Source organism: Paenibacillus shenyangensis (assembly GCF_000346635.1).
GTDB classification, from domain to species: Bacteria; Bacillota; Bacilli; order Paenibacillales; family Paenibacillaceae; genus Saccharibacillus; species Saccharibacillus dauci.
The window spans coordinates 141,306-158,590 of record NZ_AOIG01000006.1; the positions used below are offsets into that span (position 1 = coordinate 141,306).

The 17,285-nt window shown below is 48.7% G+C and carries 14 protein-coding genes; 3 read left to right on the plus strand and 11 right to left on the minus strand.

The features are described 5' to 3' along the window. Positions 1–82: 82 nt before the first annotated feature. From H065_RS0104760 to H065_RS0104810, 11 genes are all read right to left on the minus strand, one after another. Complete coding sequence (locus tag H065_RS0104760; protein WP_017811876.1) at positions 83–1,000, minus strand: CvfB family protein; 918 nt, start codon at positions 998–1,000, stop codon at positions 83–85. Further along, positions 997–1,344 (minus strand): ribosome silencing factor, encoded by a 348-nt coding sequence (rsfS, locus tag H065_RS0104765; RefSeq protein ID WP_017811877.1) that lies wholly within the window; start codon positions 1,342–1,344, stop codon positions 997–999. The genes H065_RS0104760 and rsfS overlap by 4 nt, the downstream gene beginning before the upstream one ends. Then, a complete protein-coding gene (gene yqeK, locus H065_RS0104770) occupies positions 1,345–1,929 on the minus strand; it encodes a bis(5'-nucleosyl)-tetraphosphatase (symmetrical) YqeK (protein ID WP_017811878.1) in 585 nt (194 codons plus the stop codon). Beyond that, entirely contained in the window at positions 1,910–2,503 is a 594-nt protein-coding gene (gene nadD, locus H065_RS0104775) for a nicotinate-nucleotide adenylyltransferase (protein ID WP_017811879.1), read from the minus strand. The genes yqeK and nadD overlap by 20 nt, the downstream gene beginning before the upstream one ends. Positions 2,504–2,551: 48 nt before the next feature. Next, complete coding sequence (gene yhbY, locus H065_RS0104780) at positions 2,552–2,848, minus strand: ribosome assembly RNA-binding protein YhbY (protein WP_017811880.1); 297 nt, start codon at positions 2,846–2,848, stop codon at positions 2,552–2,554. Positions 2,849–2,869: 21 nt separating this feature from the next. Beyond that, positions 2,870–3,742, minus strand: a complete 873-nt coding sequence (aroE, locus tag H065_RS0104785; RefSeq protein ID WP_017811881.1) for a shikimate dehydrogenase — start codon at positions 3,740–3,742, stop codon at positions 2,870–2,872. Positions 3,743–3,773: 31 nt separating this feature from the next. Then, positions 3,774–4,904 carry a ribosome biogenesis GTPase YqeH gene (gene yqeH / locus H065_RS0104790; protein WP_017811882.1) on the minus strand — a complete coding sequence of 377 codons (1,131 nt, stop codon included), beginning with the start codon at positions 4,902–4,904 and terminating at the stop codon, positions 3,774–3,776. After that, a complete protein-coding gene (locus H065_RS0104795) occupies positions 4,901–5,428 on the minus strand; it encodes a YqeG family HAD IIIA-type phosphatase (protein WP_017811883.1) in 528 nt (175 codons plus the stop codon). The genes yqeH and H065_RS0104795 overlap by 4 nt, the downstream gene beginning before the upstream one ends. A 197-nt stretch (positions 5,429–5,625) precedes the next feature. Then, positions 5,626–7,845, minus strand: coding sequence for a DUF4129 domain-containing transglutaminase family protein (locus H065_RS0104800; protein ID WP_017811884.1), 2,220 nt, complete (start codon positions 7,843–7,845; stop codon positions 5,626–5,628). Continuing rightward, positions 7,842–9,098, minus strand: coding sequence for a DUF58 domain-containing protein (locus tag H065_RS0104805; RefSeq protein WP_017811885.1), 1,257 nt, complete (start codon positions 9,096–9,098; stop codon positions 7,842–7,844). The genes H065_RS0104800 and H065_RS0104805 overlap by 4 nt, the downstream gene beginning before the upstream one ends. A gap of 4 nt (positions 9,099–9,102) precedes the next feature. After that, the gene (locus tag H065_RS0104810; RefSeq protein ID WP_017811886.1) at positions 9,103–10,062 is read right to left on the minus strand and encodes an AAA family ATPase; all 960 of its coding nucleotides are present in this window, start codon (positions 10,060–10,062) and stop codon (positions 9,103–9,105) included. Between the two features lie 281 nt (positions 10,063–10,343). On the opposite strand from H065_RS0104810, the gene H065_RS0104815 reads away from it, so the two are divergent. The 3 genes from H065_RS0104815 to H065_RS0104825 all read left to right on the plus strand — a co-directional run bounded on the left by H065_RS0104815 (position 10,344) and on the right by H065_RS0104825 (position 17,253). Further along, positions 10,344–11,417 (plus strand): M42 family metallopeptidase, encoded by a 1,074-nt coding sequence (locus H065_RS0104815; protein WP_017811887.1) that lies wholly within the window; start codon positions 10,344–10,346, stop codon positions 11,415–11,417. Positions 11,418–11,861: 444 nt separating this feature from the next. Beyond that, positions 11,862–14,288, plus strand: a complete 2,427-nt coding sequence (locus tag H065_RS0104820) for a right-handed parallel beta-helix repeat-containing protein (protein ID WP_017811888.1) — start codon at positions 11,862–11,864, stop codon at positions 14,286–14,288. Between the two features lie 472 nt (positions 14,289–14,760). After that, positions 14,761–17,253 carry a right-handed parallel beta-helix repeat-containing protein gene (locus tag H065_RS0104825; RefSeq protein WP_017811889.1) on the plus strand — a complete coding sequence of 831 codons (2,493 nt, stop codon included), beginning with the start codon at positions 14,761–14,763 and terminating at the stop codon, positions 17,251–17,253. Positions 17,254–17,285: the final 32 nt, after the last annotated feature.

Consider the following 17,285-nt stretch of genomic DNA (forward strand, 5'->3'; position numbering starts at 1 on the left):
CTGATGCAAAAACAGAAAGGCTCGAACTGCATAAGGCAGTCCTCGCCTTTCCGTCTGTATTGGAAATCATTCGTTCATTGTATTACTGGGATTCCGGCGATCCTTCAGCAGCAGGAGCATCCTTGTCCACCATACGTGTCCAGTTCTGATCCTGTACGACTACGCCTTCTTTCATCAGCTTGCCCAGAGCACGCTTGAAGGCTGCCTTACTGATCCCAAAGCGCTGCTTGATCACATCAGGCGGGGTACGATCCGAATACGGCATCGCATTGTCCGGACGATCCATCATGAAGGAGAGCAGACGCTGCGAATCTTCGTCACGTCCGATTTCCTTGCGCTGGATCATGGACAGATTGAGACGTCCGTCTTCTTCACGTACCTGGGTTACACGGACTTTGACCCGCTCACCAAGACGCAGCATCCGGCTGCGCTCGTTCTGATGAATCAGACCCAGTGCACCAAAACCGAGTACACCGCCATCTACGAGTACAAAAGTACCCATTTGCAGCGGCTTGTATACCAGTGCTTCCACCCACTCATTCATCCAGGTGGATGGTGCATGGAATACCAGCGGACTGAACTCTTCTTCACCTGCAAGACGGGCCAGCAGACGACCCTGACGATCATGCTGCATCACCACATAGACTTCGTCACCGATCTGCGGACGCAGTTCGGGCTTCTCCGGCAGTTCACTCATTGGCAGCAGCAGTTGGCGTCCCAGTCCCATTTCCAGAAATGCACCCAGACGCGGATGCAGATCGGCAATTTTGAGCTTGCCCAGTTCACCGAAGGTCAGCAGCGGCTTTTTCATGGTAGCCGCCAGGCGATCTTCGGTATCATGGAAAATAAAGACCTCTACCTGGTCGCCTACTTTTACTTTGCCGATCAATTCACTGTAGTGCATCAAGACCTCCTGTTCACCATCGAGCAGGAAGAAGCCATACGGGGATACTTCACGCCCTATGGGAAGCGTAACAATGGTTCCTGCTTCCAGGCTCATACTTTCTCCACCACTTTGGCGTCAGACCACAGACGCTCGATATTGTAATATTCACGCTCATCGCGATGGAAAATGTGTACTACCACATCACCAAGGTCAATCAGTATCCAGCGTGCAGCATTTACACCTTCCATACCACGGATAACTACATCGGCGTCATGCGCGCGCTTGCGTACTTCGGATGCAATCGATTGTACCTGAGTATCGGAATTACCATGACAGATTACAAAATAGTCGGCTACCAGTGAGATTCCTCTCAGGTCCAGTGCCACCAGGTCGTGAGCTTTTATACTTTCGGCTGCGTCAATTGTCATTTGCAGCAATTGTTCCGGATTTAATGCCATTTAAAGTTCTCCCTCCAATTCAAGTTGTTTGACCAGATCATTTCTGGACAAAACGGTTAACGGGTAAATCACCTGACGCCGCGCGAGCAGCAGATTAATCGTGGAATCAAATCCTGCAACCAGTCCGGCTTCCAGACTGGTCTCCGCCAGACGGCGAATATGATCGACTCCCGGGAAATCGCGACCAGGTTCAATATAATCCGCGAGACAGATGACCTTTTCGAGAGTCGTCATGCCTACACGGCCGGAGGTATGATAGCGGATCGCATTGAGGATCTCCGTATCCTCAATACCATATTCGGTCTCGGCGACATAAGCACCGATCTCCGAATGCCATAGCGGCTTGTCGTATAACAGCAGTTCATCATTGAGCGCCTTGTCGCGAAGCAGTTGCTCCTGACGGTCACTCGGCCAGTATTTGGCTACATCATGCAGAATAGCGGCAATATCAGCCTTGTCGGGATCGGCTCCATAACGCCGGGCGAGCACAACAGCAGACTGCATGACCCCCTCGGTATGGCGCCAGCGTTTTTCCGGCATTTGAGAGGAGACGGATTGAATGAGTTCAGCGCGTGTCAGATTCATAGATGCCACTCCTCTTGATATATTCATACACATGATCGTGCACCATATAACGAATTGTTTTTCCGGCAGCGAGACGTTCACGGATGTCTGTGGAAGAGATATCCACCTGTGGCATATTGACCAGTATCACCCGCGGCTGCAGATAGGCAGGCATCGTCTCTGTATGAATAACCGAACCCGGACGTCCCACGCCGACAAATGTCAGACGTTCGGCCAGTTCTTCGATACCATGCCATTCGGTCAGCGAATTCACCATGTCCGCTCCGATAATAAAGTAGAATTCGTGCTGGTCATATCGCTCTTGCAGCGCACGAATGGTCTCAATCGTATAGGATATACCACCGCGTACCAGCTCGATATCCAGCGTACGGAATGCCGGATTGGTGCCAATTGCCTGCTCCACCATTTCCAGACGCTGTTCACCGCTCACGCCGGCCGCATGCTTGTGCGGCGGAACATGTGACGGCATAAACCAGACTTCATCCAGTCCGCAGCCTTCCAGCGCAGCCTCTGCGGCCAGCATATGCCCGATATGCACAGGATCGAATGTACCTCCCATAATACCGACTTTCATGAACCCACCACCGAATCATTTTTTATTCCTGCAGACCGGCTGCCTGTATTAACCTCTTGGCAGTTCGATTTGCTTGTGATCTTTGGACTCTTTGTACAGAATGATCGTACGACCGATTACCTGTACCAGTTCTGCACCTGCACCTTCAGCCAGCTGCTCTGCCAGATCTTTTGGCTCTTCCAGGCAGTTGTTGAGTACAGATACCTTCATCAGTTCGCGCGTCTCGATCGCATCAACTACGTGACGAACGATTCCTTCATTCATACCGGCTTTGCCGATTTGGAAAATCGGATCGAGATGGTGCGCCTGACTGCGCAAAAAACGTTTTTGTTTTCCAGTTAACATTGAATATCCCCTTAATTATAATTAATGATTTTCGTGGTTCAGAGCTTCCAGCACCGCACTGTGCATCAGTGAGACCGGTGCATCCTGCCCTGTCCAGTATTCATACGCATACGCGCCCTGATAGATGAACATGCCCAGGCCGCCTACCGTACGACAGTCCCGGGTACGTGCTTCACGCAATAGACGCGTCTCCATCGGGTTGTAAATGAGGTCACTGACAATAATGCCTTCCGGAATCTGCTCGGCTGCCACAGGCGTCTCGTCCACATTCGGATGCATTCCGATCGAGGTCGTATTAATGAGTATATCGGTCTGCGGCAGATACTGCTCCAGCTCTTCATATGTGGCTGTCTGCATTGCTGCACCGGATGTATTCAGCTCCTCGATCAATTGCACAGCTTTATCGACTGTACGATTGATGATCGTAATCCCGGCTACTTTTTCCTTGAGCAGCGCGTAGATAATTCCCCGGGCTGCTCCGCCCGCACCGAGAACGGTAACCTGCTTGCCAGTCAGCTCGCCCGCTTCTTCGCGAAGAGAGCGTACATAGCCGATACCGTCGGTATTGTAGCCTTTCATGCGACCATCACGAATAACCACCGTATTCACTGCACCGCAGCTGATGGCCGATTCATCCAGCTCATCAAGCAGCTTCATGATTTCTACTTTGTGTGGAATCGTAACGTTAAAGCCTGCAAACCCAAGCGCTTTGGCACCGATGACCGCCTCGGCCAGATGATCGGGCTTTACATGGAGCGGTACATACATTCCAGGCAGTCCGGCTGCTTCGAGCGCAATATTATGCATAACCGGAGACATGGAATGACCGATTGGGTCACCCATAACTCCCAGCAGCAGAGCATTTGATTTATTTTCCTGATTCCGGTCAGTCATTATTCTCATCCTCCTCATAACTTAGAGATGATCAGATCAGCGACGGACGCATCATCACTTTTACGCCTTTTGGCAGGTGTACAGCGACCAGCGCACCTTCCGTACTGTTGGCTTTGATCCAGCCCAGTCCGGAGATAAAGATATCTGTCGGTTTTTTGCCTTTTGGAATACGCAATTCGTGGCGTGTCCATGCCGGCAGCTTGTCCAGATCCGCTTTGACCGGCGGAGCCAGCATAACCCCTGCATGATTAGCAAACAGCTCGTCTGCACGTTCCAGCTTGGTCCGGTGGATTTTGAGACGATTATTTAAATAGAAGGTAAAGGACTGATGCCCTCCCTGCACAAAGTCAAATCGTGCCATAGCACCGAAGAACAGCGATTGCCCTTCATTCAATTGATACACGAGCGGCTTGAGCGGTTTGTCCGGCATAATCGCTGCCAGATCCTGCTTGGTTACCAGCTCGGTATAACGGGATTCATATACAATTCCCGGTGTATCAATAATATAGTGGCCATCATCCAGCGGAATATTTACCGTATCCAGTGTGGTACCCGGATAACGGGAAGTGGTCAACTCTTCTTCCAGATCACTATAATCGGAGATCAGACGGTTAATCAGTGTTGATTTGCCGACATTGGTTGCTCCGACTACGTACACATCACGGTTACCACGCACCGAACCGACAATATCCAGCAGACGGTCAAAGCCGGTATTCTGCTTGGCACTGCACAGTACGATATCTTCTACTTTGAGTCCGAGCTCCTTGGCTTCCTTCTGAACCCAGTTACGGATTTTGTTCCAGTTGGTTACTTTGGGCAGCAGATCCGTTTTGTTCACAGCGAGCACTACCGGGTTATTGCCTACAAAGCGCTGCAATCCCGAGATAACACTGCCATGAAAATCGAACAGGTCGACAATATGGATTACCAGAGCATCCTGTTCCCCTACTTGACCAAGCAGACGTAAGAATTCACTCTGATCTACCGTTACTGTCGACGATTCATTGTAGTTGCGTATACGGAAACAGCGCTGACACAGCAGTGGTGTCCGTTCAAGCGCCTGTGCCGGTATATAGCCCGGATGATCCGGGGATTCGGTCTGCAGCACGATACCGCAGCCGCTGCATTTGGTTCCAGCGGTTAATCCGCTCAATTCTGTCATTTATTGCGTTCCTCCTCAGACCATAAGCCTTTTTTGCGAAGTCTTGTTCTTGCCAGCCGTTCCACCTGACGATTAAACCGGGTTCGCCAGCCCTCTTCATTGAGAGCGATAGGCAGCACCAGAACTGTGAATAAGCCCAGACGATTCCCTCCATACACATCCGTCAACAGCTGATCCCCCACAACGATCGTCTGATCATCGCGGCAGTTCATCAATTTCATCGCCTTCCGGAAAGGGGCATTGGACGGCTTACGTGCTGCATGCACGAACTTAATATCCAGCGGAGTCGCAAACAGGGACACCCTGTCCATTTTATTATTGGATACAATAATCAGTTCAAATCCGTACTTTTTTACTTTGGCGAACCATTCTATCAGTTCAGGCGTAGCTGCAGGTGATTTGGCACCAACCAGTGTATTATCAAGGTCCGTAATAATCCCCCGATACCCCTGGGCGTACAGCTTTTCCAGATTAATATCAAATACAGTGTTTACACGTAATTTAGGAATGAGCAATTCAAACAAGCTTTATTCACCTCGATTTCATACGACAAACTATATCATAAATTTAACCACTCTGACAAAAAGAAACGCCGCTATGCGGCGTTATTTTGAACTTCATGGTATTTTTTTGATCGGGATACTCTGGCTCTTTTGTGACCATAATACAATAAAGGATAATACTCTATCGAGATCGTCCAATACGCACTTTATTCATTATACTACTTTGCGGCAGATTTGCGCCATAACTTTCGTAAATCCTGTACATACTGTTTCATGGATACCCATTCGTCCTCGGTGACAACTTCCGGACTATACTTCGCCCGTTCGAACAGAGCCAGCATCTTATCCAGTACTCCGCCCAGCTCGGGACGCATTTCCCGCCACCTGCTTACGGATTCTCTCAGCGTCTCATGGGATTGACGGTCCATGCCATGCCGCTTCATCCAGCTCAGCCAGCGCTTGGATTCCTCCATGACTTTTTGCTGTGGTGTCATCGGTTCTCCATAGCGTATACGCATGTATGCAGCTTTGAGTTGGCGGCGATAACGATACAGCATAAATCCCGCCCAGGCAGCGATCAGAACCAATGCGCTCCAGATGATCGCAGGATGCACAGTATAATCAGAAGCTTGTACCGGTGTCTTGGTATCTTTTGCTTCCGGCTGCTGCGTTTCTGCTTCCGGCTCCGGTGTATCCGGAGTTGCTGCTGGTGTCTGTACATTCTCAGTCAGCAGCGGCATATCAAATCCTGGTGTTGCTTCGACCGGAATCCAGCCATAACCGGCAAAATAAATTTCTGCCCAGGAATGGGCATCTGCATTGGTTACGGTATATTCCGTCGCTCCGTCCGGGAAATAGTCATTGGTGACATAACCGGATGCCTGACCAGGAGCATAACCTTTTACCCAGCGTGCCGGAATATCCAGCGAACGTGCCATCATAACCATAGCGGTGGAATAATAATCACAATATCCTTCTTTAATCTCAAACAAAAAGCTATCGACAAAGTCGCTGCTTTTTTTACGGGACAAATCGGGATTGTTGGTATAGGCGTAATTGTTTTGCAAATACTGCTGCAGCAGCTCGATCTTGCGATAAGGCGTCTCTGCCGAAGCCGTTACTTCCTTCGCCAGATCTTTGACCCGTTTGGGGAAATCCGATGGAACCTGCAAATACGGCTCCAGTGATTTGCCTTCATACAGCTGATTATAGGTTTCATTTTCAAGCTTGGTTATCGGAACAACCGGTACTCGGGAGACGAGCGAATAGGATTCGGGATACTGGCGATTCTGCCGGGTCTGGCTCCAGTGAACTTCCCCATTGTTACTGCGCCAGTCCAGTTGGCTCGTATCGTCCCCACCATTCACGTCTTCGATACGGGCAATCGTATAAGCACCGAATAGCACCGGATATGTCGTCTTATTGTCGGACAGCATTTTGACCTGCTGCTTGACTGTACGCTTCTCTACATCCGAACTTTCATCCAGGGACAGATTGTCGCCAGCTTCTACCGGATCCAATTCCCTCCAGCCATTACTGGAACGATCAATCCAGCCTGTACCCGAATAAGCCAGTCGGGTCTCCCCGCGCCAGTAACTACGGCTAGTAGTGTTTACTGTCATTACCGGCGTATAGTCAAAGTTGAATCCGCCACCCAGATTGGAGTCTTCCCGGCTGTAACCGGACGAAGCACCCTGGCCATTCAGCGGACTGGATCCATTGATCGTAATTACCGACTCCCCGCGCCAATTTTTCCAGGCGGTATATGGATCTTTGAGTGTCGGTTGAATCTCCGGCATATTGATTCCGGCGAGCAGTACAATTGAAAAAATCACCGCAATATTGAATATAATTTTTAGCGGGTATTTACGAAGATGCTTCCAGCCCTTGGGGAATCTTTCCTGAAAATAACGGAAATGATTACTAACAAGCCAGCCCATTCCTGCAAATACGACCCATGCCACTTCCTGCCATAATGTCGCCGAAGTAAAAGAATCCAGTACCGCGAGCGCCAGAATATTCGTACCAACGAACATAATAATCGCCCGACGCGACGTACCAATACGCGCGGACACCTCTAGCAACACCCAGGCTGAGATGACAAACCATACATACGACCGAAGCGTCTCAATGAACAGCTCCAGATTTGAAGTGAAAGACTCGCCCGGCTGCCAGAAAAAGATCCCATTATAGTCAAGGGCATAATAGACCACCACAATCACAGCGACCAGCTTGATCAGCAGTCGGTACCAGGCATTCACCGGCAGTATAATATCTATAACCGCAACAGCAGCCATCGTTCCGAGTACGAGCAGCGTCGTCTCGGTATACCAGATGTCTGCTGCATATTGAATCCATTGATAAGCAATAATCATTACCCACAGCAGACACAGTGAGTAATACCAGGAGCTTCGAATACCGCTCCACCATTTCATCATAGGGTTCTACCTCCTAAAACCAGCGGTAGCTGATCCAGCGAATTCAGCGTATAGCTGGACATTCCCCGTACAGGATCAACCGTATTCTCCTGTCCATTTCCCTGTTGATCCGGGCTCTCAATCCGGATCTGTACCGGATTCATCTGACGCAGTCTTGCAAACTGGAACGCTTCCCAGGCTTTATCTCCCTGGAGCGGGCTGATCAGAACAAAGAGCGAACCTGCAGGGAACAGACGTGCATCCTTTTCCAGTTTGTGCAGCATCTCTCCACGTCCATCTGACATAATATCGACCAGATGTACCTGCATCCGGTGCCAGTCGGAAGCGTGATCCGTCGGCAGGAATGAATAATTTTCTTCACCGATTGTAAAGAGTCCCATTCCCATACGCTCACGCATACCATATTCCAGCATCGAAGAAGCGACCGAGACAGCCAATTCAAACTGGGCACCCGACTCGTAATGTTCAGCCATACCATCCAATACCAGCACGGTCTTCGGCAATGCCTCGTGCTCGAACTCCTTGGATTTCCAGATGCCGGTACGTGCTGTGGCATTCCAGTGAATACGGGAAATACGGTCACCATATACGTAGTCGCGTACGCCATTAATCTGATTCGTCTCCGGCCGGGACATCAGCTGCGATGTCTGCTGTCCGCCAAGACGGGAGTGTCTTGAACCCATTTCCCAGTAAGGAACAAAAACCGTTCGTGGCAGCACAAGAAACTCACCTGGTGCATTGAACTTGCCTCTGTTCTCCAATAATCCAAAAATATCTTCACTGATACATTCCGTTCCATAAAAACGATAACGTCCACGTTCCAGAGGCGGCGTCTGGAACAGCAGCTCTCCCTTGCCACGCATACTCGGAATCAGACTCTCCTCAAAAGACCAGGATTCGCCGTTATGGCGCTTGAGTGTCTCGCGAACAATCACATAAGGCAGTGGCAGGAATCCCGGAATCGTTACATTCAGGCGAACTTGTACCTGATCACCTGCATGAATAATTTCGCTATGATCACCGCCGATAGACAAATGACGGCTGCCCCGCGCGCGTCCCACGCCGCGAAAGCCTCCGCCAATCAGATACAGGGACAGCAGTGTCACCATGGAAAATAACATGACCGACGTTTTGCCACCCTGAAAAAGCATATACAATAGACAACCGATCCATACCAGCACAACAAGCCATAATTTGGACGGCTGGTGCTGGCGCTGCAGGTTGAGCCGCAAATACGAAAATAATGCTCTCATGATATTATGGCCCCACCGATACGGGAGCCGGGATCTGCTCCAGAATCTGATGCATAATCCGGTCTGCGCCCATCCGCTCCATCCGGGCTTCCGGACGAGGCAGAATACGGTGACCGATAATATAAGGTGCGAGACGCTTTACATCATCAGGCAGCACAAAATCGCGTTCATGAATAAAAGCATAGGCTTTGACAGCCATCATAAAGGACAGTGTAGCACGCGGACTTGCTCCCAGCAGCACGGAACGATGTTCCCGTGTAGCACGGATAATTCGTACCAGATAATCGCTGACGGATTCGTCCATATGCACTCCCCGAATATCATGCTGGATATCGGCAATACTCTGCATATCGGTTACAGGCTCCAGACGATCCACTGGCTGGCCTGCAGCTCCCTGCTGAAGCAGCAGATTTTTCTCGGTCTGCTCATCTGGGTAGCCAATCGTAATCTTCATCATAAACCGATCCAGCTGCGCCTCGGGCAGCATATAGGTTCCTTCAAAATCAATCGGGTTCTGGGTCGCACACAGCATAAATGGATGCGGCAGCGGATGCGTCTCTCCATCTACCGTAACATTGCGTTCTTCCATAACTTCCAGCAACGCTGATTGAGTCTTGGTTGTAGCACGGTTGATCTCATCGGCAAGCAGGATATTGGTCATTACCGGACCCGGCCGGAAATAAAACTGCTCATCGCGTGGATGGAAAATAGATACGCCGGTAATATCACTCGGCAGTAAATCCGGATTACACTGAATCCGTCGGTATTGACCGCTCATTGATTTTGCGAGCGCCTTGATCATTTGCGTCTTGCCTGTACCGGGAACATCCTCAATCAGGACATGTCCACCTGCGAGCAGAGCAGTCAGCAGAAGCTCTATTTCAAAAGACTTGCCAAGTATGCATGATTCCAGGTTGGATCTTACAGCTGCGATAACGTGCATCGATTCCTTACGTGCCGGCATATATTAAAAACCTCCTACATCAGGTTCATAGATTCAAAAGCACCAGTCAGCAGATTCGACAAAATCCATTTTCTGCTACTGGATTATTTTTACTATATAAGAATATTTCATAACAGAAATACTGGTATACCATATATTGTACATGAAGGATAGGATAGAGTCACTTTTGGATGAAATAAAAATGGTTACATGTACCAAAAGGTTATGAAGATGGTTGGACATTTTTCGACAGTGCCTTCATACTGATATGAGCCAAATCATGCTAAGGAGTGAACAATCGAATGGATCAACACACACTTCAGATGTTTAAACAATTAACTGAATTCCCTGCCGTTTCTGGCTTTGAGCGGGAACTGCGTCAGCTGGTCAAAGAAAAGATGTCTGCGTATACCAATGAATTTGTACAGGATCGGCTGGGAAGTTTGTTTGGTGTGCTGCGCGGTGAAGAAAGCGGACCAAAAATGATGGTAGCTGGACATTTTGATGAAGTAGGATTTATGGTGACAGGCATTACGGAGCAGGGTCTTGTACTGTTCCAGCCTTTAGGCGGCTGGTTTAGCCAGGTCGTGCTGGCACAGCGGCTGCATATTATTACTGACGATGGACCGATTACAGGAGTGGTCGGCTCTACGCCTACCCATCTGCTCAGTCCCGAACAGCGTAACAAACCGGTAGACATCCGCAGCATGTATATTGATATTGGTGCAGATGACCGGTCAGAAGCTGAATCGCTCGGTATCCGTCCCGGTCTACAGATCGTCCCGGTCTGCGAGTTCACTCCAATGGCCAATCCCAAGAAAATTATGGCCAAAGCCTGGGATAACCGCTACGGGGTAGGTCTCGCGATTGAACTGCTGCAGACGCTTCATGGTGAAACACTCGGGGGTACCGTCTATTCCGGCGCTACCGTGCAGGAAGAACTCGGACTTCGCGGCGCCCGCACCGCTGCACAAATGATCCAGCCGGATCTTTTCTTCGGACTGGACTGCAGCGCTGCCAATGATATGACCGGAGACCGCAATGCCTTCGGCCACATCGGCAAAGGCGCATTGCTGCGTATCTATGATCCGACCATGTTTACCCACCGCGGAATGGTAGAATATATTCAGGATACAGCCAGCACCCATCATATCCCGGTACAGTACTTTGTATCCCAGGGCGGAACAGATGCAGGCGCTGTTCATCTGAATGGCATCGGCGTTCCTTCGACCGTTATCGGTATTTGTGCCCGCTATATCCACACATCTTCTTCCATTATCCATACCGATGATTATGATGCAGCCAAAGAACTGCTGACTCGTCTTGTGAAAGGTATGAATGCATCCACTTACCAGACTCTGCTGGATCGCGCCTAATCCTAAAACGTTTGAGCTGCTGTGCCTTTTCGGTACAGCAGCTTTTTTTTATATCTAATGCAGGATATATGGATCCGGCAGTCTTTTAAATATCGAATCCATACCTGTTTCCACATACTTCTATGCCTTCAGTACATCATCTACTGTATTACTTCATTATAACCCGGCGTCCTGCTGCTTCAATCCGCTTCAAGAGCCCGTTTCACAACTATTTTCAAATAAAAATCCTGCTTTTTGACAACCACTGATCAATATCTCATTTTAAAGACTTAGTGCTATATTTTATCATATTTATAATATTTTTGGATTAATTTGCATAAAATTGTTTCAAAACAACTATAATTTATTATATCAATGCCAGGTAATACTTTAGCCTGCTCTACTTCTGCCTCCAAGCAGTTATGTTCTTCTATTCATATTCTCTATTATAAAAGGAGTGAAATAATGAAACGCGGTCATTATGTACTGCAGCTGCTGTGTCTGATGACCAGTATACTGCTCTTATTGTCTACCAGTGTTCCTGCTCATGCTGCCGGTAGTACATCTTCTGCCGATCAAGCAGGTATAGATGAGCTTCCTTCCGGGTTGGCTCCTGTCACACCAGTCAACATCTATCTCTCTCCAACCGGAAGTGACGGTCTCAACAATGGTACGCTGGAACGTCCCTACCGTACACTAGGCAAAGCACGATCCGTCATCCGTGACACCTACAGCACGCTGCCCGAGGGCGGGATAACTGTCTGGATGCGAGGCGGCAAGTATGCTCTGCCTGCTCCACTTGAATTTCAGGAAACGGATTCAGGCTCTGAAGGCAGCCCTGTGATTTACCGTAGTTATCCAGGCGAACAAGCTGTCATTACTACAGCCAAAGTTATTCCTTCAACCGCATGGAACCAGCTGTCTCCCGAAGCTGCTGCACGTGTTCATCCTGACGTGTACGCCGGAGATCTGAGAGAGCTTGATCTGACAGCGCTCGATATCCGGAATATTGAGGGATTCCCTGGTGGTACAACTTTTATCCAGGAGTGGGGAATTCCCGATCTGATCGTCAATGGAACCCGACAGCCGATATCCCAGTGGCCGAATCCCAATCGGGGAGTTGGCGGCGGACGTCCCGGTTGGGCCACCATGAATGGATCCGCCAATGCACAGTCTTTTTATTATGGTCCTGGTGGTCAACCAAAGGATGGCGTTACGACCAATGACCTGGATGCAGACGGAACAGCACGCAGCATCCGCTGGGCGAACTCGGTAGAGCAAGGTCATTCCCTGTATCTGCGCGGCTTTTGGCGGACAGACTTTGATCCGGTTATGAGCAAGGTACAAAAGATTGACGCAGATCGCAATCTAATCCGGCTGCTTAATGTACCCGAAGGCGGCATCGGGTCTAAATGGAGTCAGGCGGCACCTGGCGTTGAAGAGCCACCGGCTTCCGGTCCTTCTGTGCATCTCCATGCTTATGCAGGTTCGTCGAGTGCGCAGAATGTAGATAATAGTGTATACCGTGTACAGGATAGCGTCTATCAGGATGTATACACCGAACAGCCGGACCCGCCTACTGTAACCAATCAGGTGTACCGCGTAGGCACAGGCAAAGAAGAATGGCAGGCCGTTAACTTGCTGGATGAGATTGATCTACCCGGCGAATGGGCACTGGACTTTAAAGACCGCAAAATCTATTACTATCCAAACGGTGATATTGCCAATCAGGACATTATAGTAGCCGATCGTTCCGGTCCGATTATCAAAATGAATGATGCTGCTTATATCCAGTTCATCGGGCTGACAATTGAAGGCGGCATGAACAACGGGATTGAACTCAAGCACTCCCATCATATTACAATGGCAGGCAATACCATCCGCAATGTTGGCGGTGGGGGCATTCTTGATTATTACGGACATGACAATGTCATCAGAAGCAATGATATCTATGAGACAGGAAGCTTCGGGATCAGTGTCGGTCAGGCAGGGGATCGAATGCAGTTGATTCCTTCCCATACCCAGATCGTCAACAATCATATTCACGATATCGGCAACCTGATCCATCTGGAAGGCATGATCATCACCGAATCGATCGGGGTTACGATCCGGCATAATCTGCTGCATGACATGCCCAAGCACGGGATTCGTTATGCATTCAGCAATGATCTGCTATTTGAATACAACCGGGTACATCATGTTTCCCTGATCGACGGAGATGCCGGTGCCTTTTATACCGCGAGGGACTGGTCCTCCTATGGAAATGTGCTGCGCTACAACCATATTGATGACAGTCCAAGAGCCAATGGATTTTACGCAGATGATGGAGACAGCGGGGATACCTACTATAATAATATTATCAGCGATGTCTCCAAAGCTTTTATTTTTGGCGGAGGACATTATAACCAGGCCTATGGCAATCTAATTATCAATGCCGCTTCGGTGCAGATTGACGACCGGGGCATTCAGCGCAACTATACACCGGACAGCGAACAGGCACAGCCGTTGCTCGAGAAGCATCCTTTTGCCGAACCATGGAAAAGCTACGGCACTGTGCTGGCTGCCACCTATGGATACAATACGCATAATCTATGGCCCGATGTGCTTGATCCTGACTGGAATCCGCAGTATCCGAATGGATCAAGGTTCTTCGATAATATTCTGGTCGATACCGGACCAATCGCTACTCCCAAAAAAGGAGTCGTCATGATTGCGCACAATACACGAATTCAGAATATCCGGTTAACCGATCTGCAGGGGTTTGGCAGCAGTACATCAACCGCTACCCCGCATACACGCAATCCAGCTGTATTGTCTGTATTTCCAGATATTAACGAGGTGTATGCACGAATTGGTCTTGTTTATGACCCTTATCAATCGAGTTCTCGCTAATTCGGCATCCTCCTATACTAGACTAGTACGACCAACGAAGACTCCGGGCTATTCCGGGGTCTTTTTGTATGCACATACAGGATCTTCATCCACTTTGGAGGTCCTAGTTTGGTATTTGCTTGCTATGTAATAGGAAGGAGCTACTATATTCGTACCATTCTCCCATTAATTTACTCTATTTCCTCTAATAAATAATAAGAAGTTCTGGCGGTTATCAGACATTATAAGTTGTAATATACTAAATTATGTCGAAAGGAACATTTTTACTTCACCTATGAACTACTGGCAACGATAAGCCGGCAGAACCATCTCCACTCCTTTGTACCCGGTCATTCGACAAAATGGTCACTCAGCTATGAAGCTGAACGTTCCAACTTTTACTCTTCTTTTCACGGGTTAAGTAAAAATGTTCTTACCTTTCAATTTATTTACCGGGCAGATCCCGGAACCATAATATCAGGGGGAATACATCATGATGAACTTCAAAAAATGGACAGCATTCACTTTATCAGCGGCATTACTGGTTAGCTTCCTGCCAGTACAAACCCATACAACTTATGCAGCCTCAACACGAATGATCAGCAGCGGCAATATCGTTCAGACAGGTGCCAATATCTACGTGGACCTGACAGGCAATGATGTTACAGGCAAAGGTACCAAAGACGCGCCCTATAAATCCATCACCAAAGCAAGATCCGCTGTACGTGCTTATAAAGGCGTTCTACCTGCTGGCGGTGTAACCGTATGGGTGAAAGGCGGAACTTATAATCTTCCAGCTACACTCGATATGTTCCCTCAGGATTCCGGTACAGCCGATAAACCGGTCATCTACCGTTCTTACCCTGGTGAGACCGTCAACCTGACTACAGGCAAAGGCATCGACTCCACTCTTTGGAAACCGCTTAGTGCAGATGCAGCTGCTCGTGTAAACCCTGCAATCAGTGCCAGCAAGCTGCGCGAGATTGATGCAGCAGCCCTCGGTATCCAGAATATTGCCGGATTTGAAGGTGGCAGCACATTTACCGAGAAATGGGGCATCGCCGATCTGATCGTTGACGGTATCCGTCAACCAATAGCCCAGTGGCCCAATGCAGACCAATCCATCAACTCCAATCGCGCTGGTTGGGTGACAATGAACGGTTCAGCCGATTCCAAATCGTTCTACTATGGCGAAGGCGGTATTCCGGAAGATGGCGATTCAACCGATGATCTGAATGCCGACAATACGAATCGTGCAGAACGCTGGAAAAAATCCATCGCTCAGGGACACGACCTTTATCTCAAAGGATTCTGGAGAACAGCATGGAGCCCGGTAACAAGTAAAGTTGGCGCTATCTATCCTACAGATTCCATCATCTCGCTCAAAGATATCCCAAGCGGCGGCATGGGTGACAAATTCAGTCCGACTGTTGTAAATACCAATCGTACCCTCAACCCTTCCAGTGTTACTGCCAATGTATACAGCACCTCTACTTCACTCACCCCACAATCACCTGTTACCTACCTGTCTTCTACCAATAATGGCGTGTCATCCAATGTATATGGAACTACTTCTCTGGCTCTTCCTCCACTCGTATCTACTGTCACATCCGGCGTATATAGCCTGGCAGCTGCCAATGATCCATTTATTCCTGATACAAGCGTCAGCTATCGTGTCGGCAGCGGCTTGGAAGAATGGAAAGCCATCAACTATCTGGACGAAATCGATGTACCCGGTGAATGGGCTTTGGACTTTAAAGACGGCAAAATCTATTACTATCCTACAGGCGATCTGAGCAAACAAATCGTAACGATCGCCGACAACAAATCATCTATCGTCAAATTCAATGATGCTGCCTATATCCAGTTCCTCGGCTTCAATGTTGAAGGCGGTATGGGTAACGGATTCGAACTGCAGCGTTCCCATCATATTACGATTGCTGGCAACAATGTATGTTATGTAACCGGCAGCGGCATCGTGGACTACTACGGCAATAACAATGTGATTCAAAGTAATGATGTATTCGAGACAGGTGCCAGCGGCATCACTGTAGGTTACTCCGGTGACCGTGCCACACTGACCAACTCCAATACCAAAATCAGCAACAACCATATTTACAAAATCGGTACCCTGTCCAGCCTTGAAGGTATCGTAGTACGTGAATCCGTCGGTGTGACCGTAGATCATAACCTGGTGCACGATACTCCAAAAGCAGCTATCAAATACCCTTCTGACAACAATCTGCTGATGGAATACAACGAAGTACACAACAGCTCTCTGGTTGAAAGTGACACTGGTGCCTTTTATACACCACAGGATTGGACTTCATACGGTAATGTACTGCGCTATAACTTTATCCACCACAACCAACGTTCCAACGGGTTCTACTTTGATGATGGAGACAGTGGCGATGTAGTCAGCAAAAATATTATCCAACAGTCCCAAACCGGCTTCCTGATGGGCGGCGGACATGATAATCTGGCCCGTAACAACATGGTAATTGATACGCAAAAAGCAGGACAAATCGATGATCGTGGTATCCAGCGTGGTTACACCGCTACCGGTGCTTATGCTCAGAACCTGATCAGCAAAAACCCGACTTCCGGCGCATGGCTGCAATACGGTAAAGATCTGAAAGCCACTTATGGATATACTACCAATCTGTGGACAGATATTCTGAATCCCAACTGGCATCCGGAATTCCCGAACGGTTCCAATATCTCCAGCAACGTATTCGTACAAAGCGGCGCAGTGACTACTCCCAAAAACGGTACTTTTACAGTACAAGACAATTTGAATTTGACTAATATCGCTGATGCCCAGTTTTTTGACGCCAAAAATATGGATTTCCGCTCCAATAATCCGGAAATTCAAGCCAAATTTATCGGACTCAACACTATTTTCCCGAGAATCGGTCTGATGCAGGATCAATATCGTACCAAAGTCATATCCCGTGCAGAGTCCGGAGGCATGACAAACCGTTAATCACTTTAATGAATAAATTATTTCCTAAGGAA